Genomic DNA, 24,419 nt, shown 5'->3' with positions numbered 1-24,419 from the left:
ATTGCCTGTTGCGTACTTTTGTGCACAGACCAGCGGGTACGACCTGCCAAAATACGCTGTGAATACGTCCCTGTACGCTCGGCTCCGCCATCCATGGCTCCGCACGATTTTGGCAGGTCGTACCCGCTAGTCTGTATAAGCCTGTGAGTTAGCCTTCTGGAAAGAACAGCTCCTGGAGTTTCTGGCCAGGCTGGTCCGCCCGCATAAAAGATTCGCCTACAAGAAAGCCGTAAATCCCGCGAGCAGTCATCGCTTCCACGTCGCTGCGCGTCATGATGCCACTCTCGGTAATGGTCAGCCGATCCCTTGAGATCCGCTCGTGCAGATCGAAGGTGGTGTCCAGCGATACATCGAAAGTGTGAAGATTGCGATTGTTGATGCCGACCAGAGGAGTCGTCAGCGTCAACGCATCGTCCAGTTCCTCGCCATCGTGGACTTCCACCAGCACATCCAGACCGATCTCATGGGCAATGCCCTCCAGCTCCTGCATCTGGTCTTTGGTCAGGCATGCAGCAATCAGGAGGATGCAGTCGGCGCCGATGGCCCGGCTTTCATAGACCTGGTAGGGCGCGACCATGAAGTCCTTACGGATCACCGGCAGGCCGCAGGCATTGCGGGCGGCGACCAGGTAGTCCTCATGGCCCTGAAAGAAGTCGCGGTCGGTAAGCACGGAAAGGCAGGCCGCTCCGCCGTTTTCGTAGCTTTCGGCAATAACGGCCGGCTCGAACGGATCGCGCAGGATGCCCTTGCTCGGTGAGGCTTTCTTGATTTCGGCGATAACAGCGGGTTTCTGTTGCTCGATTCGCTGCCGAAGTGCGTTGGCAAAACCACGTGCGGGTTCTTGGTCGCCCGCCATTGCCTTCAGGTCAGCGACCGAAACCTTCAGTTTCCGGTCGTCGATTTCTTCCCACTTACGATCAACAATTTTCCGAAGAATCGTAGGTGTCTTATCCAAATGTCTGTCAGTCATTACATGCCTGCAAATAGTTAGCGAGAGCCGGTGGGGCAGGGCTTTCCAAAACTGTCTGCAGCCATGGATGGCTGCAGCCAAGCCCTACAGGGATGTATTCACGGGCGTGTTTTGGAAAGCCCTGCCCCACCGGATCGTCCTGCCGAAAAGCCGGCAGTCTTAGTCGATCAAAAGCACTGAGAAAAATCAGCCAGTTCCGACATCTTGCCGGCGGCGAGGCCAGAGCCCATGGCGTCCAGGGCCATATCGACGCCTTCTTTGGCGTTGCTTGCCAGTCCCGCAACGTAGATTGCCGCGCCGGCGTTCAGGGCAATCAGGTCCCGGGCTTTCTCGGCCATTTCATCGTGGCCTCGACCAAACGCGGCGCGGATCAGCCTCAGGGAATCTTCGGCGGTATCGACGGTCAGGCCAACCAGCGACTGGCTCTTGATGCCCAGATCCTCCGGGGTGATGTCGTATTCGGTGACTTCGCCGTTCTTCAGCTCCGCCACATGGGTGGCGCTGGCCAGGCTGATCTCGTCCAGGCCATCTTTCGAGCAGACTACCATGATGTGCTCCGCCCCCAGGCGATGCAGCACTTCCGCCATCGGGCGACACAGTTCCCGGGTGAACACGCCCACCAGTTGGCGCTTAACGCCAGCGGGATTGGTCATCGGGCCCAGGATGTTGAAAATGGTCCGGCAGCCCAGCTCCTTGCGGGGGCCAATGGCGTGCTTCATGGCGCCGTGATGGGCCGGGGCGAACATGAAGCCGACACCGATTTCCTCGACGCAGCGGGCCACTTCCTCCGGTTTCATGCTCAGGTTGATACCCAGCTTTTCCAGAAGGTCGGCACTGCCGCTCTTGGACGAGACGGCCCGGTTGCCGTGCTTGGCCACGAAGCCGCCGGCCGCTGCCACCACGAACGAGGCAGCGGAAGACACGTTGAACAGGTTGGCGCCATCGCCGCCGGTACCGACGATGTCCACCAGAGGCTCGGCCTTGACCGTTACCTTGGTGGCCAGCTCGCGCATGACCTCGGTGGCGCCGGTGATTTCATCGATGGTTTCGCTTTTCAGGCGCAACCCCATGAGAAACGCGCCGATCTGGGCGTCCGTGGCCTCGCCGTTCATGACGATGCGCATCACGTCCTTCATTTCCGCCCGGGACAGGTCCAGGTTGGAGGCAATGCGGTTGAGAGCTTCTTTCATGTCCATGTGTCGGCCTCTTATTGTGTTCTCAGAAAGTTGCGCAGCAGTTCGTGGCCCTGTTCCGTCATAATAGACTCCGGATGGAACTGCACGCCCTCAATGGGCAGCGTCTTGTGGCGAACCCCCATGATCTCCTCAATGGAGCCGTCGTCGTTGCGGGTCCAGGCGGTCACTTCCAGGCAGTCGGGCAGGGTGGTCTTGTCAATCACCAGACTGTGATAACGGGTCGCCTGCAGCGGGTTGCTCAGGCCACGGAATACGCCGGTGTCCTTGTGGAATACCGGGGACACCTTGCCGTGCATGACCCGGCCGGCGCGAATAACGTCACCGCCGTAGACCTGGCCAATGGCCTGATGGCCCAGGCAGATGCCCAGGATTGGCAGCTTGCCGGCAAAATGCCGGATGGCCTCCATGGAGATACCGGCCTCGTTCGGGGTGCAGGGGCCAGGGGATATCACCAGCCGTTCCGGGTTCATCGCTTCAATCTGTTCGATGGTGATTTCATCGTTGCGATACACCTGCACATCGGCGCCCAGTTCTGCCAGGTACTGCACCACGTTGTAGGTGAAGGAATCGTAGTTATCGATCATCAGCAACATAATCCGTTCCTCCGCCTCAGTGGTCGAAATCGTTGTAGGTCATGGCCACCGCGCGGAAAATGGCGCGGCCCTTGTTCATGGTTTCCTTCCACTCGAGGCGGGGCACCGAATCAGCCACCACACCGGCGCCGGCCTGGATGTGCAGGGTGTTGTCCTTGATCACGGCGGTACGGATGGCGATGGCGGTATCCATGTTGCCGTTGAACGACAGGTAGCCCACGGCGCCACCATAGACGCCGCGCTTGACCGGCTCCAGCTCGTCGATGATTTCCATGGCCCGGATCTTGGGCGCACCACTGAGGGTGCCGGCGGGCAGGGTGGCGCGCAGCACGTCCAGGCAGCTGGTGTTGTCTTTCAGCCGGCCGGTGACGTTGGAGACAATGTGCATCACGTGGGAGTAGCGCTCGACAATCATCTTGTCGGTGAGCCGAACCGTGCCGGTTTCCGACACCCGGCCGGCATCGTTGCGACCCAGGTCGATCAGCATCAGGTGCTCGGCGATCTCTTTCGGATCGGCCAGCAGTTCCGCCTCCAGCGCCTTGTCCTCGGCATCGGTGGCGCCGCGCTTGCGGGTACCGGCGATGGGTCGCACGGTGACTTCCTCGTCTTCCACCCTGGCCAGGATTTCCGGAGAGGAGCCCACGATCTGGAAGTCCTCCAGATCCAGGAAATACATGTACGGGGACGGGTTCAGTACACGCAGCGACCGGTACAGGTTCAGCGGTGGTGCCTCGAAGGGAATCGACATGCGCTGGGAGATCACCGTCTGCATGACATCGCCGTCGAGCACGTAGCCCTTGATCTTGTCCACCGCGGCTTCGAATTTGTCCTGGGTAAAGCCGGAGATGAAGTCGCTTTCGTCCACGGTCTTGCCACGAAGGTGTTCGGGGGTGCGTGGCGCGTCGGCGGTTTGCCGGTGCAGACGGTTCTCCAGTTCATCAATTCGGCTCTGTGCCTTGTCAAAGGCGCCTTCCACGGCAGGATCGGCATGCACGATCAGGTGCAGCTTGCCACGCAGGTTGTCGAACACCACGATCTCGTTGGACACCATCAGCAAGATATCCGGCGTGCCGATCTTGTCCGGCGGGCAGCTCTTGCGCAGCCGCTTTTCGATATAGCGCACGGTGTCGTAGCCGAAGTAGCCCACGAGGCCCCCGTTGAAACGGGGCAGCTCGTCCAGGTCCGGCGCATGGAAGCGTTTCTGGTAAGCCTCGACGAAGGCCAGAGGGTCGTCCACGTCTTCCGTCTCGACAATCTCGCCGCCGCGACTGATTTCGACCTTGTGGTCAAAGACCTTCAGCACCTCGTGGCTGGGCAAACCAATGATCGAATAACGGCCCCATTTCTCGCCGCCCTGGACGGATTCGAACAGATAGGAGTAGGGCCCGCTGGCGAGTTTCAGATAGGTGCTCAGCGGTGTGTCGAGGTCGGCCAGAACCTCGCGGTATACAGGGATGCGGTTAAAGCCGGCGTCGGCGAGCTCGGCGAATTGCTCGGGTGTCATGGTGCGGTTTCCTGAAATCGGAGTTGCATCTTTACAAAAGCTCGGCCAGCGAATCAACAACCGCATCGGCACCGAGGGTATCCACGGCGGGCCCATAATTGTAGCCGTAACGGACCGCCACGCAGGGAATGCCTGCTGCCAGTGCGGCATTAATATCGGCCCCGGAGTCGCCCACCATCACCGTGGTTCCCCGGGTTCCTCCTAAAGCCTCCATGGCATGGAGCAGGGGCGCGGGATCGGGTTTCTTGACCGGGAGGGTGTCGCCACCCACGGTCAGATCAAACCAGTGGTCCAGTCCCATCTGCTCAAGCAACGGTGCCACAAACTGTTCCGGTTTGTTGGTGACGATGCCCAGTCGGCAGCCCTGGTTCTTCAGATGCGTGAGGCAGGCCTCGACACCGGCATAGACCACTGAATGCTGCCCGTTGATGGTGCCGTAGGCGTGATAGAAAATCGCCAGGGCATCCTTGAACAGGGCATCGTCTTTTGGCCGGGCCGGTTCCCAATCTACCTGGCCGGCCAGCGCCCGGCGAACCAGAACGCTGGCGCCGTTGCCTACCCAGTTTCTTATCCGGTCAATGCCGGCCGGAGAGCGGCCAAGGTGTTCGAGCATCTGATCAACCGCGGCCGCGAGATCCGGCGCACTGTCCACCAGGGTGCCGTCGAGATCGAACAGGGCAACGCCCGGCCAGCGGGGATTGAACAAACCGGCCAGGCTCATTGGCTGATCACCCTGCGGGCCTGCTCCAGTTCTTCGCGCATGGCATCAATGGTGGTTTTGTAGTCATCGGTGTTGAAGATGGCAGACCCCGCCACGAAGGTGTCGGCACCGGCCTCGGCGATTTCCCGGATGTTCTCGGTTTTCACACCACCATCGATTTCAAGCCGGATGTTGTAGTTGCTGGCATCAATGCGTTTGCGGGCTTCCCGCAGTTTGTCGAGGGTGCCAGGAATGAACTTCTGGCCTCCGAAGCCGGGGTTTACCGACATCAGCAACACCATGTCCAGCTTGTCCATCACATGGTCCATGTAATGCAGCGGCGTGGCCGGGTTGAACACCAGGCCGGCCTGGCAGCCACCGTCGCGGATCAGCTGCAGTGAGCGATCAATATGGTTGGTTGCTTCCGGGTGGAAGGTAATGTAACTGGCCCCGGCGTCGATAAACATACGGATGAGGTCGTCCACCGGCGATACCATCAGGTGTACGTCAATCGGGGCGGTCACGCCATGCTTGCGCAGCGCCTCGCAGACCATGGGACCAATGGTGAGATTGGGTACATAGTGATTGTCCATTACATCGAAGTGCACGACGTCCGCGCCAGCGGCCAGTACGTTGTCGACTTCCTCGCCAAGGCGGGCGAAATCGGCGGACAGGATGGATGGGGCAATCAGGTAAGGATTCATGACGGCTCTCTCACAACAATGGATAATGGCGTGGTCAGCGGTCCCTGCCGCACATTCAGGATGGCTGCTAGTCTAACAGCTCAGTCGCGTTTTTTCGCAGTCAAAGGATCAGTATCTGTGCAGAGATTCGAGATTTACCGGCCGGTCGTGTCCTGGTTTTTTATCCTGGTGCTGATGTTAGCCATGCCGTCCACCAGCTTCGGCCAGGAAGAGGGTACGCAGGCCGGCGAGGCTGAAGATTCGGTGGCGCCGGCTACCGAGTCTGCAAGTCGGTCCCTGATCTGGACAGGCACCGGCGAGCGCTCCCTGAACCAGACCTTTCCCGAGGCAGCGGTATGGCTGGAGCTTGAGGAGGGCGACCGGGCGCTGGGGCTGCTCTATCCGGAGGCCAGATTGCCGGCCCGCGGCGCGGTGCTGGTTCTGTCGGACGAGGGCGAAACCGCCGCTTCCGGAGTGACCGGGGCTCTGGCTGCGGGGCTGGCTTCCAGGGGCTGGGCCGTGCTCACCCTTGGTTTGGAGTCGCCGTCAACGGTTCTGACAGAAGTCCTGATGCGCCCCGTGGTAGAAGAACCATCGGCGGAAACGGATACGGGTGAGCAGGAAGCACCGGAATCGGTAATGATCGATGTCATGGCTTCAGAGAGTGCCGATGATCTCGAGGCCCGCTACCGAAGCCGGATCGGCGAGACGCTTCAAGCAGGGCTGGCCCTGCTGGTTGAGCGCGGCTATGAAACACCGGCTGTTCTGGGAATCGGGCGAGCCAGCATACACGTGACCAACCAGGTGCTGGAGGGGGCTGATGCCGCTGCGCTTGTCTGGGTGGCTCCACAGTTTTACCCCGTTGACCGGCCAGATCTGCCCGAACGTCTGGAGTCGCTGAGTACTGAATTGCTGGAGCTGTATCCTTCCGGAGCCGCTGATGATCAAACGAAATGGAGTATTGGGATGAGGTTACGTCGGGCCGGCATGAGTGGCTTTGAGCGACAACCGGTTCCCTGGCTCACTCCCGCGCCCGGAACCCTGGGCGATGGGATCGCCAGTCGCGTTGCCGCCTGGCTGGAGTCCCGCCAGGACTAGCGGGAGGTGTTGTGGCGCTTGATCAGTTCCCAGGCCTGCTGATAGTGAAGCAATCGTTCCTTGGCCAGGCTCTGATCGCGGGGGCTGACCTGCTGTTGGGCCAGCTTGTCCGGGTGGCACTCGGAGACCTTCTTGCGGTAGGCCCGCTTGATCACTTCCAGAGAATCCCTCCGGGTAACTCCTAAAAGCTCGCAGGCCTGCTGATAACTGGTGGGACGGGAGAGATTTTCGCTATGCCGGGTCCAGACCTTGCTGGCATAGCTGTCGAAGATGTCCTCGCTGATACTTACCGGCAGTCCAATCTGGTCAATGGCATCTTCGCAGCGGTAGCGTCTGGGCTTGCCGGGCCGGCCGTTAAGCTGGCTGGCGTGGCACAGGCAGATGGCCGTTTTCAGGGCCGGAGCCGGCCAAAGGCGACGGGACAGGCGCATGGCCAGCCCGCGGATGAAGGGCAGTTGCCTGGCCGACTTGCCCTGCTGGAACCAGCCAATGGCCCGCCGTCGCTGACGTTTGGACAGTTTCATGGCCTTGATCAGGGATTCAGCATAGCCAATATCGGCCTCTGTCACCCGCCCCTCGGCCTTGGCGATGTAACCCAGGAAAAAGAACAACGGGCGCCTGCACCAGCGCGGCAGATGGGCGCGCTCAATCAGAGCCGGGGCCTGATGGCCGCAGGCAGAAAGTTCCCGCATCAGGCTGGAGAACTCGGCTTCCATCCGGGCCGGCAGCACCGGTTGTCTGTTACTGCCCGCCATGGCTTTCGGATTCCCTGTTGCCCAGTTTCCTGTCCAGTGCCTGCAGCCGTTCCGGAGTGCCCACGTCTACCCATTGTCCTGGATGATAGAGGCCTTTCACGCGGCCTTCGGCCATGGCTTTGCGCAGTACCGGGCCCAGCTTTCCCGCCTGGTCGGTCAGGCCTTCGAACAGCCGCCGGTGCAACAGGCTGATGCCGGAGAACGTCAACTTGTCCGGTCCGTCGCCAATGAGCCATCCCCGATCGGTCAGGTGAAAGTCGCCTTCAGGATGGTGTGGCGGGTTGTCGGTGACAACCAGCAAGGCATCCGAGTCAGCCGGCGGTGTCAGTCGGGACAGGTCGAAATCGCTCCAGATATCGCCATTGATCACCAGAATCCAGTCAGACTTATCGTCGGCAAGCAGGGGCAGGGCGCGCACTATTCCGCCGGCGGTTTCCAGGGGTTCGCCTTCCCGGGAATATTGAATGGACAGACCGAACTGCTCGCCATTGCCCAGGGTCTCTTCAATCTGATCACCCAGCCAGGCATGATTGATCACCACTTCCCGGATTCCCGCCTGGCGAAGGTGGTCCAGATGGTAGCTGATCAGAGGCTTGCCGGCGGCCCGGAGCAGGGGCTTTGGTGTGGCCAGAGTCAGTGGCCGCATGCGTTCACCCTTGCCGGCGGCGAGAATCATGGCTTTCACGGCTGCGGGCGCTCCTGACCGGGGGCCGGGCCAATGTTCGCCTCGATTTGCGGCATGACCGTGTCGCTGAGCCATTCGTGGAAGTGTCGCAGGGCCGGCTGCCGACTGCTGGCAACGATCAGGTACTGCACGGTTCGGGGAATGTCATCGAGATAGCCGTGCTTGCCATCGCGGATCGACAGCCGGGCGAAAATCCCGGCGGCCTTCAGGTGACGCTGCATGCCCATCAGTTCAAACCACTGGCGGAAGGTTTCCGGATCAGCCCGATGCAGGCCTGCGTCCCGGCTGCTCTGGCGAAACACCTCCAGCCAGTCGCAGATGCGCTCCTCCGGCCACTGGATGTAGCAATCTTTAAGCAGGGATACGACGTCGTAGGTGACCGGCCCGGTGACTGCATCCTGGAAATCGATGACACCGGGGCGCGGTTCATTGGGGCGGACCAGCAGGTTGCGGGAGTGGTAGTCCCGGTGAACCGTTACTTCCGGTTGTGCCAGGGCGCTCTCCCGCAGCATGGAAAAGGTGGTCTCCAGCAGAGCCCGCTCACTGTTTTCCAGGCTCATGCCCAGGTGTTGCTCCAGCAGCCAGTCCGGAAACAGCGCCATTTCCCGCTCGAGCAGGGTGGCGTCGTAGGGCGGTAGCGGGTAATCCTCTGGGGAGGGCTGGCGGGCAATGAGGGTCAATTCCTCCAGGGCGTTCCGGTAAAGCTGGTCTGCGGAATCGGCGTTCAGCTGGCCAAGCATCAACTGGTCGCCAAAATCCTCCAGCAGCAGAAAGCCCTGCGTCAGATCGGCCTGGACGATTTCCGGCACGGCAATGCCCTGGTGGTGCCAGTGCCGTGCGATGGTCACGAAGGGCTCGCAGTCTTCGTGTTCCGGGGGTGCATCCATAACAATAAACGGCGCGCCGTCGCCGGGAGCTGGCGCCTTATCGGCGTGCTGCCAGACCCGGAAATAGCGGCGAAAACTGGCATCGCCGGAAACCGGTTCGGCTTCGCTCTGTTCAAAGCCGGGAAACTGTCTGACCCAGTTGGTCAGCAACTGCAGGCGGGTATCCATAGCTCGGGTTGCGATCCTGAAAATAAGTTGTCGCTGACAGCGAAAGTTAGCAGACGAGTATAAAGAGGGTAAATCGGTTTTGCAGCGGAGTTTCCGTTAACAACCCCGGAGGGCACGTGTAAACTAGGCGGCGGTTATTACTGCCCGTCCTCCAATTCACCCGGAACAGGATCCAGCCACCGTGCCATGTCCCGAACGCCCACTGCAATTGCCGGAAAGCCGGTGGCAGAGCCGGTATGGCCGCGGGTTGCTGGCCACGCTTTTGGGTTTGATGGGGACGGCAGGTCACGCTCAGACAGCGCCATCCGCAGCGGAAATTGACTGGAGGCCCAGGGCGGAATTGCCAGCCGAGGAGCGGTCTTCGTTGCCCCTGTTCTGTGACGGTGGTTATTTGCCGTCCGGTAGAAGCAATGGCGTCGGCAGTGCGTTTGCCAATGGCGCTAATGCCGAACAACCGCTGGAGGCCAGCGGCCTGAATGCCCGGTATGAAATTGACCGCGAGCTGTTTCTCCAGGGCGATGTCCGGATTCGACAGGGAGGATTCCAGGTAACCGGTTCAGAAGCTCGCTACAGTCAGCAGCAGGGCGCAGTATCAGTCCAGGGGCCACTGGTCAGTCGAGGTGAGGGCTTCCTCCTGACCGGTGAGAACGCGAACTATGACGTGGATACCGGTCGCCTTGACATCAATACCGCGACATTTCTGTTGCACGGGCCCGAAATGCGCGGTCGCGCCGGCAGTCTGTCACGAATCAGTGAGGAACAGGTTGTCATTGAAGATGGATTTCTGACTACCTGCGGCCCCAGACAGAACGACTGGGCCATCGTTGCCTCGGATATCCGGCTGGATCGGGCCGAGGGTTTTGGCACCGCCAAACATGTGCGGCTGGAGGTCCTCGATGTGCCGGTGTTCTACTGGCCCTGGGCCAGCTTTCCCATTGATGATCGCCGCAAGTCCGGTTTCCTGTACCCTCAGTTCGGCTCCTCCAGTGCCGGCAGTGGTGGTTTTATCGCCGTACCCTACTATTTCAACCTGGCGCCGCATTACGACGCGACACTGACGCCCCAGTACATTCACGGCCGAGGTCTGTTCAACGAAGTCGAAGGTCGGTACCTCAGTTCCCTCGGGGAAACCACCTTGCAGCTTGGGTACATCGGCAATGATTCGGCGTTCCGGGAGGAAAATCCCGGTGAGTCCGGTGAGCGCTGGGCCCTCGATGCCACCACTCGCGCTGCCCTGGGCCGTGGCTGGCGAGGTTATGGGGATTTTTCCGTGGTAAGCGACGAGGACTATCTCAGCGACCTGAACCGGAGCCTGGAGATCAACCAGGCGACCCACCTGCAGAGAAAGGGCGGGGTGACCTACCGAAGCGATCAGCGGTATTTCGATGCTTACCTCAACGATTACCAGACCATCAGTGAACGCATCGCTGATGTGGATAAGCCCTATGCCCAGTTGCCGGAAGTTATCTACGCAGGGGAGACCGGTGCGGGGATTGTGGAGGCCAATCTGGAAAGCCAGTACACGGTGTTTTACCGGGATAACGAAGCACTGAGCGGTCTCGACCGGGCTAACGGCCAGCGTTTCCGGGCGCGGCCGGAGTTGGCATTGCCGATGCGGGCATTGTGGGGGTTCAGCCGGCCTTCGGTCAGCCTTGATTACACCCGCTATGACCTGGATGACTACGTACTGGGCGATGGCACCTTTGATCGCACTGTGCCGGTTGCCGAATGGGATAACGGCTTGTATTTCGACCGACAGAGCAGCCTGTTTGATGTGCCTTACAACCAGACTCTGGAGCCCCGGCTCTATTACGCCTGGGCCGATGCCGACCCGGACCAGAACGATATCCCGGATTTCGACACTGACCTCCAGACCTTTCGTTTTGAACAGCTGTTTCGACCGGACCGCTTCACCGGCGGTGACCGGGTAGGCGATGCCAACCAGTTGACCGTTGCCCTGACCAGCCGTTTCAATGACCTGCTCACCGGGGCCGAGCGTGCCCGGTTCAGTATTGGCCAGGTCCAGTATTTTGAGGATCGCGAGGTGACGCTGTTTGGTGAAGGTGCCGGTACCCGGAGCCGTTCACCGCTGGCCGGCGAGGTCGTGCTTAACCCACTCGATACCCTCGAAATCCGCTCTTCCGGGCTGTGGGATCCTGATACCGGGGATACCGAGGAAGGACGAAGCCAGTTGACCTTCCACTCCAGTGATTACCGTTACCTGGCCAGTGTTGGGCATACATACAGCCGAGACGAGCTGGAACAGTCCGATATTGCGTCGGTTTTCCCGGTATCGGACCGTGTTAGTCTTATCGGCCGCTGGGTCTATGATTCCGACCTTGACCGAACGGTCGGATCCCTCGCCGGGCTGGAATACAATAACTGCTGCTGGAGTGTTCAGATGGTTCACCAGAACTACCTGACCGACGACCGGGAGCTTGAGAGCCGCATACTGTTTCAGGTCCAGCTGAAGGGGCTTGGTGGCAGCGGTGGTGCATCGTCGAGTATTTCCGAGGCCATTTACGGTTTCGATGAAAGGGAGCGTCGTCGTTTTGGAACTCCCTGAGTGGATCCCTGACTAAGGCCCCCAAAACGCCAGAAAGCTCAAATTCTATTTGCAGAGGTGATTATGAAGGCGACCCTTCGCCATGGTGTACAAGCGTTACTGATTCTTCTTGCCGTTCTGGCTCCGCTGTCTGTTCAGGCCGAGCGTAAGCTGCTGGATCAGGTGGTAGCCATTGTCGACGAGGATGTCATCCTGCAGACCGAGCTGGAGGCGCGAATCAGCACCATCGCCAGCCGGCTCAATGCCCAGGGAACGGCGTTGCCGCCGCGCCAGGTTCTGGAAGAGCGGGTGCTTGACCAGCTTATCACCGAGTCGATCCAGATGCAGATGGCAGATCGTGCCGGCATGCGCATCAGCGATAACGAGCTGAACGAAACCATGGCCAACATCGCTGAGCGCAATGGCATGACCCTGGCGCAGTTTGAAAACCAGTTGGCTGCCGAAGGCGTGGCCTACAACCAGGCTCGCGAGCAGATCCGCCGGGAGATGCTGACCAGCCGCGTTCAACAGCGCCAGGTAGGCAACCGGGTTCGGGTAACCGATCGGGAAGTGGAAAACTACCTGGAAAGCCTGGAAGCCCGCGGTGGCAATAACGCCCAATACCGGCTTGCGTATATTTTTGTCAGCGTTGACGATCCGTCGAACGAGGCAGAGGTGGATGCGGCCCGGGAAAAAGCTCAGCGTCTGCGCAATCAGATTGCCAGTGGCCGTGATTTTCGCGAGGTGGCCGTTGCCGAGTCCGATGCCAGTAACGCTCTGGAAGGTGGCGATATGGGCTGGCGTGCCGAAGGCCAGCTGCCGTCTCTGGTAGCCCCGGTTGTGCCGGAGCTGCCAGTGGGAGAACCATCGGAAGTTCTGGAAAACAACAGCGGCTTCCACCTGGTGATGGTGATGGATAAACGCGGTGGCGAGCAACAGCAGATGATCCAGCAGCATCGTGTCCGTCACATCCTGGTTCGGCCTTCCGAGGCAAGGACCGACAATCAGGCCGAAACCATGATCCGCGACCTGTACCAACAGCTTCAGAACGGAGCCAGCTTCAGTGCCCTGGCCAGAGAGTATTCTGATGACCCGGTGTCTGGTTCCGATGGCGGTAATTTGGGCTGGGTGAGCCCCGGCCAGATGGTGCCGGCGTTTGAGCAGGCCATGCTGGCTGCTGATATCGGCGAGTTGCGCGGGCCGTTCCGGTCCCAGTTTGGCTGGCACATCCTGCAGGTTCAGGAACGCCGCCAGAAAGACATCAGCGGTGATGTGCGCGACGCTGAGGCTCGTCAGGCCATCTATCGCCGCAAGTTCGAGACCGAGTTGCAGAACTGGCTCCAGGAAATCCGCGATGAGGCCTTTATCGAGTTCAAGGGCGAGTACGCCAAGGACGCCCCTGCCGAAGAAGAGCCGGTATCCTGATGGCTGATCCCGTGGTGCTGGCGCTTACCGCCGGCGAACCCGCTGGCATTGGCCCTGAGCTGTGTCTGCAGCTGGCGCTGGAGGCCAGGACCGCGGGAGTGGTCGTGGTTGCCAGCAAACCGCTGCTGGAAGCCCGGGCGAAGCAAATGAATCTGGCGGTTGAACTGCGTCACTGGCAGCCCGGAGAAGCGCCAGAAATGGAAGCAGGCCTGCTATCGGTGCTGCACGTGGACGGTTGCGCCAATCACCAGCCGGGCACGCTGAATACTGGCAGCAGTGCCTATGTGCTCAGAACGCTGGAAGTTGCCGCCAATGGCTGCCTGAGTGGCGATTTTGACGGCATGGTGACGGCGCCGGTCCACAAAGGTGTTATCAATGAGGCCGGCATATCGTTCAGCGGCCACACCGAGTTCCTCCAGGAACTGTGCGGAGTTGAACGAGTGGTGATGATGCTGGCGACCGAAGAGCTTCGGGTTGCGCTGGTAACCACCCACTTACCGCTCAGAGACGTTTCCGCCGCCATTACCCCGGCGCGCCTGGCCCAGGTCACCCGAATTCTCAATGCTGATCTGAAAAAGTTCTTCGGCATTGCGCGGCCCAGAATTCTGGTGGCAGGCCTGAATCCCCATGCCGGGGAAGGCGGCCATCTCGGTCGGGAGGAAATCGACATCATCGAGCCAACCCTCGAGAGTCTTCGTGCCGAAGGCATGTCGCTGACGGGGCCCCTGCCGGCCGACACCCTGTTTACCCCGCACTGGCTGGACCAGGCCGATGCGGTACTGGCCATGTACCACGATCAGGGACTGCCGGTACTGAAGTTTCAGGGCTTCGGGCGGGCCGTCAATATTACCCTGGGGCTGCCGATTGTTCGCACCTCCGTGGACCATGGCACCGCCCTGGATCTGGCTGGCACTGGCCGGGCTGATGCCGGCAGTCTGCATACGGCCCTGAAAGTGGGCGAGCAAATGGCTCGTTGTCGCAAATCTGCAATTGAAGAGACCTGTTCGTGAGTAACAAAGCCGGCCACCAGGCCAGAAAGCGGTTTGGCCAGAATTTCCTCCATGATCCGGGGGTCATCGAGCAGATCATCCGCGCGATCAATCCGAAACCCGATGACGCCATCGTGGAGATTGGTCCCGGCCTGGGCGCGCTGACCGAAGAGATACTGGCCGTGAACCCAAGGCTTCAGGTGGTGGAACTGGATCGCGACCTGATTCCTGTGCTGCGCACCAAGTTCTTCAACTACCCCGAGTTCCGGATTCACGAGGCGGATGCGCTCAAGTTTGATTTCAGCCAGCTTATGGTTGATCGTCCCCTGCGGATCATCGGTAACCTGCCGTACAACATTTCCACGCCCCTGATCTTCCACCTTCTGTCCCAGGCCGGTGTTGTGCAGGATATGCACTTTATGCTGCAGAAAGAGGTGGTACAGCGGATGGCAGCGGTGCCCGGTGACAACAATTACGGTCGTCTTGGAATCATGACCCAGTATTTCTGCAAGGTGCAGCCGCTGTTCGAAGTGGGTTCCGGCGCTTTCCGCCCGGCGCCCAAGGTGGATTCGGCGATTGTCCGGCTGGTGCCTCACAAGACGCTTCCGCACCCGGCGAAGGATCTGACGACACTTCAGGCCGTGGTTCGCACGGCATTCAATGCAAGGCGTAAAACCCTCCGCAAGGCACTGGGCGGCATGGTGTCGGCCGAGCAGCTCCAGAGCCTGGGAATCAATGACGGTCTGCGTCCGGAGAACCTCTCCCTGGCCGATTACGTGGCCATTGCAGACCTGCTTTTTGCGGAGAAGGCCTCAGCTAACCCCGCAAACGAGGTAAGTGATGACTGACTACGCCATTGGCGATATTCAGGGCTGTTACGAACGCCTGAGAGATGTTCTGGACAAAGTGGATTTCTCCCCTTCCCGTGACCGTTTATGGGTGGCCGGGGACCTGATCAACCGTGGCCCGTCCTCACTGGCAACCCTGAGGTATATCGAGAGCCTTGGAGATTCGGCGGTGGTGGTGCTTGGAAATCACGATTTGCATCTGCTCGCCGTGGCGCTGGGCGGCCATCAGACCCGCCGCAAAGATACCCTGTCCGATATCCTTGAAGCGCCAGATCATGACCGGCTGGTGAACTGGCTCCGGCAGCAGAATCTCTGCGTGCACGACCCGGTCCGGAATCTGGTGATGACCCACGCCGGTCTGCCCCATATCTGGACAGTCAGTCAGGCCATGGCCTGCGCTCAGGAAGTGGAAGCGGTGATCCGGGGAGATGCCGCCGGGGAGTACTTCACCCACATGTACGGCAACCAGCCCGAACGCTGGGATGAAACCCTGCAGGGTATGGACCGCTGGCGGATCATTACCAATTATTTCACCCGCATGCGCTTTATTGCCGAGGATGGCACCCTGGAACTGGCGGCCAAAGAGAGTGTCGACAGCGCCCCGGAAGGTTTCGAACCGTGGTTTCATTTCCCCCGTGCTGACGATGTCCGTGTGGTGTTTGGTCACTGGGCAGCCCTGGAAGGAAAAACCGGCAGCGACCGGTTTATCGGCCTGGATACCGGGTGTGTCTGGGGTGGTGCCTTGACCATGATGAATCTGGATACGGGAGAAAAGATCCACTGTGACTGCTGAGTCCGTACAACATTCCGCAGGCAAAATCCTTGGGTTTCCTCTGGTTGCGGGCGGGTTTCTGGCGCTCCTGGCGGTGATGGCTGGCGCCTTTGGCGCACATGGGCTGCGCAACCTGGTCAGCGAGCGGGGGCTTGAAGTTTTCCAGACCGCCGTCACATATCAAATGTATCATTCCATAGCGCTGGTTCTGTTGGCGTTGCTGGCCGGACAGGGGCTTTCCAGAAAGTTACTGGGTTTGTCAGCGGGATTTTTTCTGGCCGGCATCCTGTTATTCAGTGGCAGTCTTTACCTGCTGGTGCTGACAGATATCCGCTGGATCGGCCCGATCACGCCCCTTGGAGGGTTGTGTTTCATGGTGGGCTGGGCGCTGTTAATAACCTCCGGTCTTCGCCGGAACAAGTGATGAATACAGAGGTTCAAGAGTCACGATGCAGGTTCAGGTAAATGGCGACGCAATGGAGCTGCCGAATGGCGCCACCATTGCCACGCTGATTGAAAAGATGGCTCTCGCGGGCAAGCGGCTGGCGGTTGAGGTGAACGAGGACATTGTGCCACGAAGCCGGCACCCGGAATTTACCCTGAGCGATGGCGACCGTGTAGAAGTCGTTCACGCTATTGGCGGCGGCTGAACAGCCCGCTCCGTGTAATTCACCGATCACGGCGGTTTCCATCCTCCCGTATTCAAATTATTCAGGAACACTATGACAGAGACATCCGAACTTCAGCTTCCAGAAGACAGACCGCTCGAAATCGCCGGACGGGTCTACCAGTCCCGTTTGCTCGTCGGTACCGGCAAATATCGCGACATGATGGAAACCGGTCATGCCATAGAGTCCAGCGGTGCAGAGATTGTTACCGTTGCGGTTCGCCGTACCAACCTTGGCCAGAACCCGGATGAGCCGAATCTGCTGGATGTGATTTCCCCGGACAGCTATACCATTTTGCCCAACACTGCCGGTTGTTATACCGCGAAAGATGCCGTGCGCACCTGCAAGCTGGCCCGGGAGCTCCTGGATGGCCATGATCTGGTGAAACTGGAAGTGCTGGGTGAGGAAAAGACCCTTTACCCGAACATGACCGAAACGCTGGTGGCCGCCGAGGAACTCATCAAGGATGGCTTCAAGGTGATGGTCTACTGCTCGGATGACCCGCTGCTGGCCAAGCGCCTGGAAGACATGGGCTGTGTGGCCATCATGCCCCTCGGCGCGCCAATAGGGTCCGGACTGGGTATTCAGAACCGCTACAATATCAGGTTGATCGTGGAAAACGCCAAGGTACCGGTGCTTGTGGATGCCGGTGTCGGCACTGCCTCAGACGCCACCATCGCCATGGAGCTCGGTTGCGATGGCGTGTTGATGAACACGGCGATTGCCCAGGCCAAAGACCCGATCCGGATGGCCAATGCCATGCGCCTTGCTATCGAAGCGGGTCGGGAAGCTTACCTTGCGGGCCGGATGCCCAAGAAACTCTATGCCAGTGCATCCTCGCCCATTGATGGCACCTTCTTCTGAAAAAGCTGAAAATGGGGTCAGATGAAAGCTTTCATCTGACCCTTGTTCAAAGATAACCGAGGGCCGGCATTGAACGACCGGTCCCGACAACGATAAATCAGAGCGCTGCTGTCCTGCCATGACTGATCAGAAACCCAGTCGCCGCGAGGCGATTCTCCATGCTCTTGTGGAACTCCTGGAGACCGATCCGGGTGCCCGAATCACCACTGCCGGCCTCGCTAAATCCGTGGGCGTTACCGAGGCGGCTTTGTATCGCCATTTTCCCAGCAAGCGGAAGATGTTCGAGGCGCTTATCGAGTTCGCGGAAGAGGCCGTGTTCTCGCGCTGCCAAGTGATCCTGCAGGAGCAGGAGGATGTGCGGGTCCGCCTTCAACAGCTGGTGCACCTGGTACTGGTGTTTGCCGAGCGCAACCCTGGCCTATGCTGTGTACTGACCGGAGACGCGCTGATGGGCGAAAACGACACCCTGCGCAAACGTGCTTCCCAGTTCTTCGAGCGCCTGGAAACCCAGGTACGCCAGACCCTCAAGGAAGGCGAAATCCGCCAGGGCCTGCGGCCCAGAACCACGTCCGCTCGGGGCGCAGATTTTGTCCTGGTGTTCGTTGAAGGCCGGATTCAGCGGTTTATCCGTTCGTCGTTCTCGCGGTTGCCTTCTACTGACTTCGACGAGAGTTGGGGGTTGGTTGCAGAAGGTGTTTGGGGCTGAGCTTGGAGTTGGCCTCTTTAAACTCTGTAGCCTGAAAGCTGGGGAGTCTGGCGCTGTTAGGTGGGGCTTTTCCGGAACCGCTACGAGCACATCCATGTGCGCTTGGCGTCGGCCATCCATGGCCGCCGACATTTCGGGAAAGCCCTTCCTGCCTCCGCCTTTCAGGCCTTTCCGATATCTCTCCAATAATAGAATCACGAAGCCTGTAGGTTAGATTAGGCGAAGCCGTAATCCAACAAGACACTCTGTGATTGCTTTCACTATGTCGGATTACGACTTCGTCTAATCCGACCTACCAAACTCACTACGATAGATTCGCGATATCACCACAGCAATGCCGGCAGGGGATGGGAACCTTCTTCCCGGAATGTCGACGGCCAGGGATGGCCGGCGCCAAGCGCACATGGATGTGCTCGTAGCGGTTCCGGGAAGAAGGTTCCCATTCCGTGCCTGCCCCAAAGCTGTCAGGCTAGGGAACACACTCTGAAGGCAAGCACTAGCGCAATCAGTCGTATCCGGAGGCCGACCGCAAAATTGAACGAACAGGCTCCCAGACAGCCGGCGCCGAGATCAGAATATCGCGACCCCAGAGGTCGGCAGGATAGCCCTCAGGTACTTCGCTGAAGTGGCCCGCGGTGGCGCCCGCTTCCAGGGCGATCAGGCGTGCGGCGGCGAAGTCCCAGGGGCTGACGTTCTCGTAATAGATATCCAGGCGGCCACAGGCCACCCAGCAGATATCCAGGGCCGCCGAGCCAATGCGGCGCAGGTCGCGGCACTGGTGAATCATGGCGTCCAGGCGTTTGACCAACGGCTCGAGGCCGTCTTTGGTGTAGGGGAATCCGGTGGCAAACAGGGAGTCTCTGGGAACCGTGGCGCCGCTGTGGCGGATAGGGCGGCCATTCAGAGTCGCGCCTTCTGAGCGGGTCGCCCGGAAGGTTTCGCCCGGGAAGGGTGCATGCACCACACCCGCCTGAACGCGGCCTTTTTCAGCATAGGCAATGGAGACGGCTACCTGGGGATGGCCATAGGCATAGTTCACGGTGCCGTCGATGGGGTCGACGATCCAGAGCGGGGTGTCCAGCTCTTCGGCCTGGCTCAGGTCGGGCATGGTTTCTTCGGATAGGATTCGGTGGCCGGGGAAACGCTTGCGGATGGCACCGGTGATGAATTCGTCGGCCATCACGTCGGCGTGGGTGACCAACTCGGTCTGGTGTTTGTAGTCGGTGCGCAGGGTGTTGCTGTCCCGCTCGCGGCGAATCAGTACGCCGGCTTCCCGGGCCAGGTTTTCGGCAAAGTCGGTAATCTCGAGCAGAGAAACAGAATCAGGCATGGCGCCCCCGTTGATATCCCGTTAGAGAGTGAGGGCGCCAGTCTAACACGGCAGAATCATAGGCTGTTCAGCCACTGCTCCATCTTGTCCATGGCCTTGACCAGCCTTGGGCACGCTTGCTTGACGAACTCATCGCCCAAATCCTGATCGGCGTATTCGCCACCAGCAAGTTGCAGGGATTCGGCGCCATCGAAGTCGACGAAGGCCAGGCGGGCTGCCAGGTGATCCGGCACGAAGCCGAAATCGCTGGCGGGCAGGATGGCGACGCCGGTGTTTTCCAGCAGGGCCTGGCAGAAGGCCTGGCTGGTCTTGATGTCTTTGCTGGCCAGTTGCTCCCGGAACCCGGAGAAGTCCGGGAACAGGTAGAACGCACCTTCCGGTTTCTGTACCACCGCGCCCATCTCACTCAATCGGCGATGCATGTACTCGCCAACAACTTTCAGCACCCGGCGGGACTGTTTCAGGTATTCCTCGATGTCGTCACCGCCGTTGAACGCCGCGATAGCTGCGTGCTGGATGGGGGCGCTGGTGGCGGTATAGGTTTCGCTGGCGATGATCGCCATGGCGTCCTGCAGCGGCCGCAGTTCCCGGGGGAAGATGAACGTGCCCAGGCGCCAGCCACCGGCACCCGCCCACTTGCTCAGACCAGTACTGATGATGGTGCCTTCCGGGTAATAACGGGCGATTGATTTGTGTTTGCCCTCGAAATGCACTTCACCGTAGATCTCGTCCGACAGCAGAATCAGCCGGTATTTGCGGGCCACGTTGGCGATGGCCAGCAGCTGGTCGTCGGTGTAGGTGCACCCGGTGGGGTTGGACGGATAGTTCAGGATCAGGATCCGGGGTCGCGAGGGATCATCGCGACAGATGATGTCCAGTTCTTCCGCGGTGAGCTGCCAGTTGTTCTCGGCATGGGTGGGCAGCCAGTGTACCGAGCGGCCGATGATCCGCGCTTGCGGTGCGTAGGAAACCCAGCTGGGGCGTGGAATCAGCAGATCCCCGTAGTAGGCCAGCTGAAGTATGAAGAGCAACTCTTTGGAGCCCGGGCCGATCAGAACATCTTCCCAGGTACAGCGCATTCGCTCGCTGCGGTTGATGTAGCCGGCAATGGCTTCGCGAAGGCCCTTGAGGCCTTTGACCGGAAGATAATCCTTTTCGTGGGCGTGCTCCTTGAGCGCTTCCACCACGCGATCAGGAACCGGGAAGGGGGACTGCCCCAGCCCGAGTTTGATTATGTCCTTGCCCTCGGATTTGAGCTGGTTGCTCAGTTCATTGATGCGAAGGGTGGCCGAGGGCTGAATGCCCCGAACGTTCAGGTTGATCGCGTAACGGTGGTCGTTTTGGATGTCCATTGTCCCTGTCTGTTGGTTGGAAATGACCCCGTCAGTATAGAAAACCCAAACATATCTGTGATGCCGTAGCGGATAGGTGATTGCCGCAGTTTTTCGTCAGACTTTGGTCTCGGCTAGCGGGATTTGATCCAGACTTCCACGCGACCATTGCGTGGGCTGCCACTGCCACCAACCGGCATGTACTGGCCGTAGCCGGTGTAGGCCACGTCCGGCACGTCTACTTCCTGCAGAGCCTTGCGGACTGACAGGGCGCGAAGTTCAGAGATCATCTGGGCTCGCAGTTCGTGGCTCTGGGTGTCGGCAAATCCGATCAGTAACAGATCGTCAGCGGATCGGCCGTTCTGGGTCAGGTACTGCTGAACCCGCTGCAGGTCCCTGCGCGCCTTGTTATCGAGTCTGGTCCGGCCTTCTGAAAAGCGGAAATTGACCGTCAGGCGATGGTAGTTGCCGGTCAGGCGGCGAAAACTCTCGGGCGTCGCTTCGTCGAATTCCGGCTGTACTGCGATGGGGTTCTGCGAGATAAAGCCGGACTCGGCCACCAGTGCCTGACCTTGCTGGCCCAGGGCGAATCCGATCAGACCGGCGGAAAGCGGTGGGACATCGCTTCCCGGCGTGTACATGAACAATCGCCGTGACAGCGGGTAGTCCTCGCTGGCGACGGTGAGCTGGTTGGGGCGCAGAGCTGGTGCATTGCCTTCCGAAATGGCCAGGAGCTTGCTGTCCCGAACTGAGGCCAGGCCGGAGAAGCCGATGCCCGATGGATCCCGGCTAACGTCATCCGACAGCTGGTCGTTGGATTCATAGCGTTTGGCATTGCTGTCCAGTTCGAACTGTTTCCCCAGCACCAGGGATTTGAACGTGTCCCAGGTGCCGGAGCGGTCATCCCTGGCATAAAGGTGGATGGGCCGGTCTGGGCCGCCCAGCTCTGACCAGTTCCGGATCTGACCGGAGAACACACGGCCCAGGGTTTCGATGCTCATCTTGCTGACGGGGTTGGATGGATGTACCAGAACGGCCAGTCCATCAATGGCAATCACGTGTTCGCTCTCGGGCGCAGTGAGGTCCGCACGGGCCTGGAATTGCTCTGCTTCCTGTGGTTTTACCGGGCGGGAGGAGGCCCAGATGTCGGCCTCGCCGGCGGCCAGCGCCTTGAAGCCGGTGCTTGATCCGTGCGCTGCAACCAGCACTTCGGTTGTCCGGCTGTTCACAGGCGCTCGCAGGATCTTCTCGTTTTCCGCGCCCGTGCCCCTGGCTGCAACCTGGCCGCCGCCATGCTCTTCCAGGTAGCCGGTAACCAGCATTGGCGCCAGGGTAGCGCCAACGGTATTGGAACCGTGGATTTCCAGATCATAGGCCTGGGCCTGGAACGCCAGTAAGGCCGGTAGTAGCAGTCCCGAAAGTGTTGCAGTCATCCGTGTAAGTCGCGGCATTTTTACGAAAACCTTTACCAGTCAGGTGGTTGAGAACCGAGAAGGATGCTTCAAAAATATGACAGTTATGTTTCATTGATCGCGCGCCATGCCGGTGACCGGGAAGGATCTGTAAAAAAGTGTTAAGCAGTCCGCGGAGTGCAAGGCCCGGCTGGCCTATAGTGATGCATCCGCCGTAACAAAAATAAACACAGCGGGCAGAGGCACATTCATGGATGCCATCACATCAGAAACGGGGCAGGCTGTTGCTTGTCCCACTCAATCGCTTCCACTGGAAAAGGTGTTGCTGGTTGATGATCATGCCCTGTTCGCCCAGGGTTTGGCGGGTCTTATCCGTCAGGAAGGGCTGGCCGAATGCGTTATCACTGCCAGCACGGTCGAGGTTGCCGCAAGTCTGTTGGCCCGCCAGAACGATTTTCAGCTGATCCTGCTCGATATTGCCCTTCAGGGTGAGACGGGGCTGGCCCTGTTACCGAGGCTGGCAGGTTACCGCGACACACCTCCGGTGGTGATTATTTCGAGCAGCGAAGATGAGAGGACGGTACGGGCGGCCAGGGCGGCCGGTGCCAGTGGCTTTCTGGCGAAATCCGCCGGTCGGTCGGCGCTGGTGAATATGGTTAGGTCTGTAACCCGTGGTGAGGGGTACTTCCCGGGTGGTGTTGAACCCGTGGCGCCGGCTCTGCCGGTAACACCGAGGCAGATGGATGTCCTCCTGCTACTCGCCCAGGGCTTTCCCAATAAACGTATCTGCCAGAGTCTGAATCTGACCGAACACACGGTGAAAACCCATCTCAAGGCGATTTTCACCCAGCTTGGTGTTCATAACCGGACGGAGTGCGTGAATCTGGCCCGAGCACGCGGGTGGCTGTGACGGCCGCAGGTAGTCGTACCCAGAACACCGAACCCTGGCCAGGCTCAGTGTCTACGCCGCACGTTCCCCGCATCAGGGCGACGAATTCGCGAACAATTGTCAGGCCCAGTCCCAGGCCCGGGTAATCGGTCTGGCCATGGCCCCTGACGTAAGGTGAGAACAGGGTATCGTTCAGCCCGGGTGGCACGCCGGTTCCGTTATCCGAGACCTCCAGCAGAACCTGCGCATCCACCCTGTGTGCAGACAGGTTAATACCATTGCCGCCGCTGTGTTGCACCGCGTTGAACATCAGATTCTGGAGTACCCGGGACAGCAGGGCGGGGTCCGCCATGACCATAAGGTTGCCAGCGCCGTGGTCAATTTCGACGTTCATCTCACTGTTGCCCAGAGAATCAGCCAGTAAATCACCTATATCCCGGAAAATCGGCGCCAGTGGCGTCGGGCGGATATCGGCCTGCACCATGCCCTCGTTCAGTCTGGCGCTGTCGAAGACGGTGCCCAGCAGGCGGCGAAGGTGTCGGATCATGTCCTTTAACTGCCTGGTGGCAGAGTTTGCTCTGGTGCCGCCTTTACCCGGCGACAGGTTTTCCAGGGTTATGTCGATCACGTTCAGGGGCTGGCGCAGGTCATGGCTGGCAGCGGTGATCAGGTCGGTTTTACGCCGACTTTCTTCCCGGGCCGCCCGGTGCAGTCGATCCAGTAGCTGACGGTCCAGGAAGTGTGCGCGGTGGCGGTATTCGCTGGTCCAGGCCCCCACCATGCCGATGATGTTGGCCGTCGTCAGAAAGAACAGATTGGATGCAATAACAGAGCCGGACATCCCGTACCAAAGCTCAATCATCAGGTAGCTGATCACCAGCACCAGTGAGACAAGGGACGCGCTGGAAAATGGCAGCCCCATGGCAAAGTATCCGAACATGAGCATCAGGATCATGCCCTCGTAGGGCAGTGGAAACGCAAGCTGCCGCGCCGCTGCGATGATTGCCACAACGCTCAGACCACCCAGGAGATAGGCGAGTGTATAGATGCGTTCAAAGGTACTGTCGGAGGGAGCCGGACGGTAGGCGAGCCAGACCACTAGGGCTATGACCGGGCAGGTGATCGCGAGCCGGATGGATACCGTGACCTGTGCCAGCTCGGGTGGCAGGGTCAGCACATCCATAACCGCGTAGACCAGAAACAGGAACAGCCCGGCTACCGAGACCGGCCGGGCCCGCTGCCGGATCAGGCCCGCCCGGGATTGCCGGTATGCCTCTTCGAGGTTTGGCGCGAAACGCAGGTTGCGAAAACCAGCGGCCTGCTGCTGTTCGATCTGCTCGGTCGTCATGGACGTGTCCAGTGGCGGGCAAGTCTCTGGATTGTAGCTGGCCCTGGCCCGCC

Annotated in this window: 24 protein-coding genes; 11 read left to right on the top strand and 13 right to left on the bottom strand. The window is 59.9% G+C overall.

Annotated elements, in window-relative coordinates:
• Positions 1-148: 148 nt before the first annotated feature.
• From trpC to rpe, 6 genes are all read right to left on the bottom strand, one after another.
• Positions 149-970, bottom strand: a complete 822-nt coding sequence (gene trpC / locus KEHDKFFH_RS14665) for an indole-3-glycerol phosphate synthase TrpC (RefSeq protein WP_104322589.1) — start codon at positions 968-970, stop codon at positions 149-151.
• A 167-nt stretch (positions 971-1,137) separates the two neighbouring features.
• Positions 1,138-2,166, bottom strand: a complete 1,029-nt coding sequence (gene trpD / locus KEHDKFFH_RS14660) for an anthranilate phosphoribosyltransferase (RefSeq protein WP_104322588.1) — start codon at positions 2,164-2,166, stop codon at positions 1,138-1,140.
• Positions 2,167-2,177: 11 nt separating this feature from the next.
• Positions 2,178-2,759, bottom strand: a complete 582-nt coding sequence (locus KEHDKFFH_RS14655; protein ID WP_064229825.1) for an aminodeoxychorismate/anthranilate synthase component II — start codon at positions 2,757-2,759, stop codon at positions 2,178-2,180.
• 16 nt (positions 2,760-2,775) lie between these two features.
• A complete protein-coding gene (trpE, locus tag KEHDKFFH_RS14650) occupies positions 2,776-4,263 on the bottom strand; it encodes an anthranilate synthase component I (protein WP_104322587.1) in 1,488 nt (495 codons plus the stop codon).
• Positions 4,264-4,294: 31 nt separating this feature from the next.
• Complete coding sequence (locus KEHDKFFH_RS14645; protein WP_104322586.1) at positions 4,295-4,984, bottom strand: phosphoglycolate phosphatase; 690 nt, start codon at positions 4,982-4,984, stop codon at positions 4,295-4,297.
• A complete protein-coding gene (gene rpe / locus KEHDKFFH_RS14640; protein WP_104322585.1) occupies positions 4,981-5,667 on the bottom strand; it encodes a ribulose-phosphate 3-epimerase in 687 nt (228 codons plus the stop codon). The genes KEHDKFFH_RS14645 and rpe overlap by 4 nt, the downstream gene beginning before the upstream one ends.
• A 117-nt stretch (positions 5,668-5,784) precedes the next feature.
• On the opposite strand from rpe, the gene KEHDKFFH_RS14635 reads away from it, so the two are divergent.
• The gene (locus KEHDKFFH_RS14635; protein WP_104322584.1) at positions 5,785-6,744 is read left to right on the top strand and encodes a DUF3530 family protein; all 960 of its coding nucleotides are present in this window, start codon (positions 5,785-5,787) and stop codon (positions 6,742-6,744) included.
• On the opposite strand, the gene KEHDKFFH_RS14630 is transcribed toward KEHDKFFH_RS14635, so the two are convergent.
• Genes KEHDKFFH_RS14630 through KEHDKFFH_RS14620 form a run of 3 tightly spaced genes read right to left on the bottom strand, consistent with a single transcriptional unit; the run spans position 6,741 to position 9,239 of the window.
• On the bottom strand, positions 6,741-7,499 hold the full coding sequence (locus KEHDKFFH_RS14630) for a DnaJ domain-containing protein (protein ID WP_104322583.1): 759 nt from the start codon (positions 7,497-7,499) through the stop codon (positions 6,741-6,743). The genes KEHDKFFH_RS14635 and KEHDKFFH_RS14630 overlap by 4 nt on opposite strands.
• Positions 7,486-8,184: an N-acetylmuramate alpha-1-phosphate uridylyltransferase MurU gene (gene murU / locus KEHDKFFH_RS14625; protein WP_104322582.1), complete on the bottom strand. Its 699-nt coding sequence runs from the start codon at positions 8,182-8,184 to the stop codon at positions 7,486-7,488. Before murU ends, KEHDKFFH_RS14630 begins: the two co-directional genes overlap by 14 nt.
• Positions 8,181-9,239, bottom strand: coding sequence for an aminoglycoside phosphotransferase family protein (locus tag KEHDKFFH_RS14620; protein WP_104322581.1), 1,059 nt, complete (start codon positions 9,237-9,239; stop codon positions 8,181-8,183). Before KEHDKFFH_RS14620 ends, murU begins: the two co-directional genes overlap by 4 nt.
• Positions 9,240-9,510: 271 nt before the next feature.
• Between KEHDKFFH_RS14620 and KEHDKFFH_RS14615 the strand changes: the two genes are divergently transcribed.
• The 9 genes from KEHDKFFH_RS14615 to slmA all read left to right on the top strand — a co-directional run bounded on the left by KEHDKFFH_RS14615 (position 9,511) and on the right by slmA (position 18,056).
• Positions 9,511-11,805, top strand: coding sequence for an LPS-assembly protein LptD (locus tag KEHDKFFH_RS14615; protein WP_104322629.1), 2,295 nt, complete (start codon positions 9,511-9,513; stop codon positions 11,803-11,805).
• Positions 11,806-11,868: 63 nt separating this feature from the next.
• Positions 11,869-13,209 (top strand): peptidylprolyl isomerase, encoded by a 1,341-nt coding sequence (locus KEHDKFFH_RS14610; protein ID WP_104322580.1) that lies wholly within the window; start codon positions 11,869-11,871, stop codon positions 13,207-13,209.
• Complete coding sequence (gene pdxA / locus KEHDKFFH_RS14605; RefSeq protein ID WP_104322579.1) at positions 13,209-14,219, top strand: 4-hydroxythreonine-4-phosphate dehydrogenase PdxA; 1,011 nt, start codon at positions 13,209-13,211, stop codon at positions 14,217-14,219. The genes KEHDKFFH_RS14610 and pdxA overlap by 1 nt, the downstream gene beginning before the upstream one ends.
• Positions 14,216-15,046, top strand: a complete 831-nt coding sequence (rsmA, locus tag KEHDKFFH_RS14600) for a 16S rRNA (adenine(1518)-N(6)/adenine(1519)-N(6))-dimethyltransferase RsmA (protein WP_104322578.1) — start codon at positions 14,216-14,218, stop codon at positions 15,044-15,046. Before pdxA ends, rsmA begins: the two co-directional genes overlap by 4 nt.
• A complete protein-coding gene (locus KEHDKFFH_RS14595) occupies positions 15,039-15,839 on the top strand; it encodes a symmetrical bis(5'-nucleosyl)-tetraphosphatase (RefSeq protein ID WP_104322577.1) in 801 nt (266 codons plus the stop codon). The genes rsmA and KEHDKFFH_RS14595 overlap by 8 nt, the downstream gene beginning before the upstream one ends.
• A 76-nt stretch (positions 15,840-15,915) precedes the next feature.
• On the top strand, positions 15,916-16,242 hold the full coding sequence (locus KEHDKFFH_RS14590; protein ID WP_104322628.1) for a DUF423 domain-containing protein: 327 nt from the start codon (positions 15,916-15,918) through the stop codon (positions 16,240-16,242).
• A gap of 25 nt (positions 16,243-16,267) precedes the next feature.
• On the top strand, positions 16,268-16,468 hold the full coding sequence (thiS, locus tag KEHDKFFH_RS14585; protein WP_064229836.1) for a sulfur carrier protein ThiS: 201 nt from the start codon (positions 16,268-16,270) through the stop codon (positions 16,466-16,468).
• 72 nt (positions 16,469-16,540) lie between these two features.
• Positions 16,541-17,350 (top strand): thiazole synthase, encoded by an 810-nt coding sequence (locus tag KEHDKFFH_RS14580; RefSeq protein ID WP_104322576.1) that lies wholly within the window; start codon positions 16,541-16,543, stop codon positions 17,348-17,350.
• 118 nt (positions 17,351-17,468) lie between these two features.
• Positions 17,469-18,056 carry a nucleoid occlusion factor SlmA gene (gene slmA / locus KEHDKFFH_RS14575; protein WP_008173360.1) on the top strand — a complete coding sequence of 196 codons (588 nt, stop codon included), beginning with the start codon at positions 17,469-17,471 and terminating at the stop codon, positions 18,054-18,056.
• A gap of 505 nt (positions 18,057-18,561) precedes the next feature.
• Here the strand turns inward: slmA and KEHDKFFH_RS14570 are convergent.
• From KEHDKFFH_RS14570 to KEHDKFFH_RS14560, 3 genes are all read right to left on the bottom strand, one after another.
• Entirely contained in the window at positions 18,562-19,386 is an 825-nt protein-coding gene (locus KEHDKFFH_RS14570; RefSeq protein ID WP_104322575.1) for an inositol monophosphatase family protein, read from the bottom strand.
• 56 nt (positions 19,387-19,442) lie between these two features.
• Complete coding sequence (locus KEHDKFFH_RS14565) at positions 19,443-20,738, bottom strand: pyridoxal phosphate-dependent aminotransferase (RefSeq protein WP_104322574.1); 1,296 nt, start codon at positions 20,736-20,738, stop codon at positions 19,443-19,445.
• Between the two features lie 113 nt (positions 20,739-20,851).
• Positions 20,852-22,150, bottom strand: coding sequence for a substrate-binding domain-containing protein (locus KEHDKFFH_RS14560; protein ID WP_241956523.1), 1,299 nt, complete (start codon positions 22,148-22,150; stop codon positions 20,852-20,854).
• Between the two features lie 229 nt (positions 22,151-22,379).
• Between KEHDKFFH_RS14560 and KEHDKFFH_RS14555 the strand changes: the two genes are divergently transcribed.
• Complete coding sequence (locus KEHDKFFH_RS14555; protein WP_104322573.1) at positions 22,380-23,039, top strand: response regulator transcription factor; 660 nt, start codon at positions 22,380-22,382, stop codon at positions 23,037-23,039.
• Here the strand turns inward: KEHDKFFH_RS14555 and KEHDKFFH_RS14550 are convergent.
• The gene (locus tag KEHDKFFH_RS14550) at positions 22,972-24,366 is read right to left on the bottom strand and encodes a sensor histidine kinase (RefSeq protein ID WP_104322572.1); all 1,395 of its coding nucleotides are present in this window, start codon (positions 24,364-24,366) and stop codon (positions 22,972-22,974) included. The genes KEHDKFFH_RS14555 and KEHDKFFH_RS14550 overlap by 68 nt on opposite strands.
• Positions 24,367-24,419 lie beyond the last annotated feature (53 nt).

Origin of the sequence: Marinobacter maroccanus (genome assembly GCF_002933275.1) — a bacterium.
Lineage (GTDB): Bacteria > Pseudomonadota > Gammaproteobacteria > Pseudomonadales > Oleiphilaceae > Marinobacter > Marinobacter maroccanus.
The sequence above is the reverse complement of the archived record's forward strand: the minus strand, read 5'-3'. Positions and strand labels throughout refer to the sequence as shown.

What these genes read in the sequence shown, in the direction of transcription:
- slmA (WP_008173360.1), top strand. Translation starts at nt 17,469, where the DNA reads ATGACTGATCAGAAACCCAGTCGCCGCGAGGCGATTCTCCATGCTCTT.
- KEHDKFFH_RS14590 (WP_104322628.1), top strand. Translation starts at nt 15,916, where the DNA reads ATGGCTGGCGCCTTTGGCGCACATGGGCTGCGCAACCTGGTCAGCGAG.
- rpe (WP_104322585.1), bottom strand. Translation starts at nt 5,667, where the DNA reads ATGAATCCTTACCTGATTGCCCCATCCATCCTGTCCGCCGATTTCGCC.
- trpD (WP_104322588.1), bottom strand. Translation starts at nt 2,166, where the DNA reads ATGGACATGAAAGAAGCTCTCAACCGCATTGCCTCCAACCTGGACCTG.
- KEHDKFFH_RS14560 (WP_241956523.1), bottom strand. Translation starts at nt 22,150, where the DNA reads ATGACTGCAACACTTTCGGGACTGCTACTACCGGCCTTACTGGCGTTC.
- KEHDKFFH_RS14570 (WP_104322575.1), bottom strand. Translation starts at nt 19,386, where the DNA reads ATGCCTGATTCTGTTTCTCTGCTCGAGATTACCGACTTTGCCGAAAAC.
- KEHDKFFH_RS14610 (WP_104322580.1), top strand. Translation starts at nt 11,869, where the DNA reads ATGAAGGCGACCCTTCGCCATGGTGTACAAGCGTTACTGATTCTTCTT.
- pdxA (WP_104322579.1), top strand. Translation starts at nt 13,209, where the DNA reads ATGGCTGATCCCGTGGTGCTGGCGCTTACCGCCGGCGAACCCGCTGGC.
- KEHDKFFH_RS14555 (WP_104322573.1), top strand. Translation starts at nt 22,380, where the DNA reads ATGGATGCCATCACATCAGAAACGGGGCAGGCTGTTGCTTGTCCCACT.
- KEHDKFFH_RS14630 (WP_104322583.1), bottom strand. Translation starts at nt 7,499, where the DNA reads ATGGCGGGCAGTAACAGACAACCGGTGCTGCCGGCCCGGATGGAAGCC.
- KEHDKFFH_RS14620 (WP_104322581.1), bottom strand. Translation starts at nt 9,239, where the DNA reads ATGGATACCCGCCTGCAGTTGCTGACCAACTGGGTCAGACAGTTTCCC.
- KEHDKFFH_RS14655 (WP_064229825.1), bottom strand. Translation starts at nt 2,759, where the DNA reads ATGTTGCTGATGATCGATAACTACGATTCCTTCACCTACAACGTGGTG.
- KEHDKFFH_RS14565 (WP_104322574.1), bottom strand. Translation starts at nt 20,738, where the DNA reads ATGGACATCCAAAACGACCACCGTTACGCGATCAACCTGAACGTTCGG.
- KEHDKFFH_RS14550 (WP_104322572.1), bottom strand. Translation starts at nt 24,366, where the DNA reads ATGACGACCGAGCAGATCGAACAGCAGCAGGCCGCTGGTTTTCGCAAC.
- KEHDKFFH_RS14645 (WP_104322586.1), bottom strand. Translation starts at nt 4,984, where the DNA reads ATGAGCCTGGCCGGTTTGTTCAATCCCCGCTGGCCGGGCGTTGCCCTG.
- KEHDKFFH_RS14615 (WP_104322629.1), top strand. Translation starts at nt 9,511, where the DNA reads ATGGGGACGGCAGGTCACGCTCAGACAGCGCCATCCGCAGCGGAAATT.
- trpE (WP_104322587.1), bottom strand. Translation starts at nt 4,263, where the DNA reads ATGACACCCGAGCAATTCGCCGAGCTCGCCGACGCCGGCTTTAACCGC.
- thiS (WP_064229836.1), top strand. Translation starts at nt 16,268, where the DNA reads ATGCAGGTTCAGGTAAATGGCGACGCAATGGAGCTGCCGAATGGCGCC.
- KEHDKFFH_RS14595 (WP_104322577.1), top strand. Translation starts at nt 15,039, where the DNA reads ATGACTGACTACGCCATTGGCGATATTCAGGGCTGTTACGAACGCCTG.
- KEHDKFFH_RS14580 (WP_104322576.1), top strand. Translation starts at nt 16,541, where the DNA reads ATGACAGAGACATCCGAACTTCAGCTTCCAGAAGACAGACCGCTCGAA.
- trpC (WP_104322589.1), bottom strand. Translation starts at nt 970, where the DNA reads ATGACTGACAGACATTTGGATAAGACACCTACGATTCTTCGGAAAATT.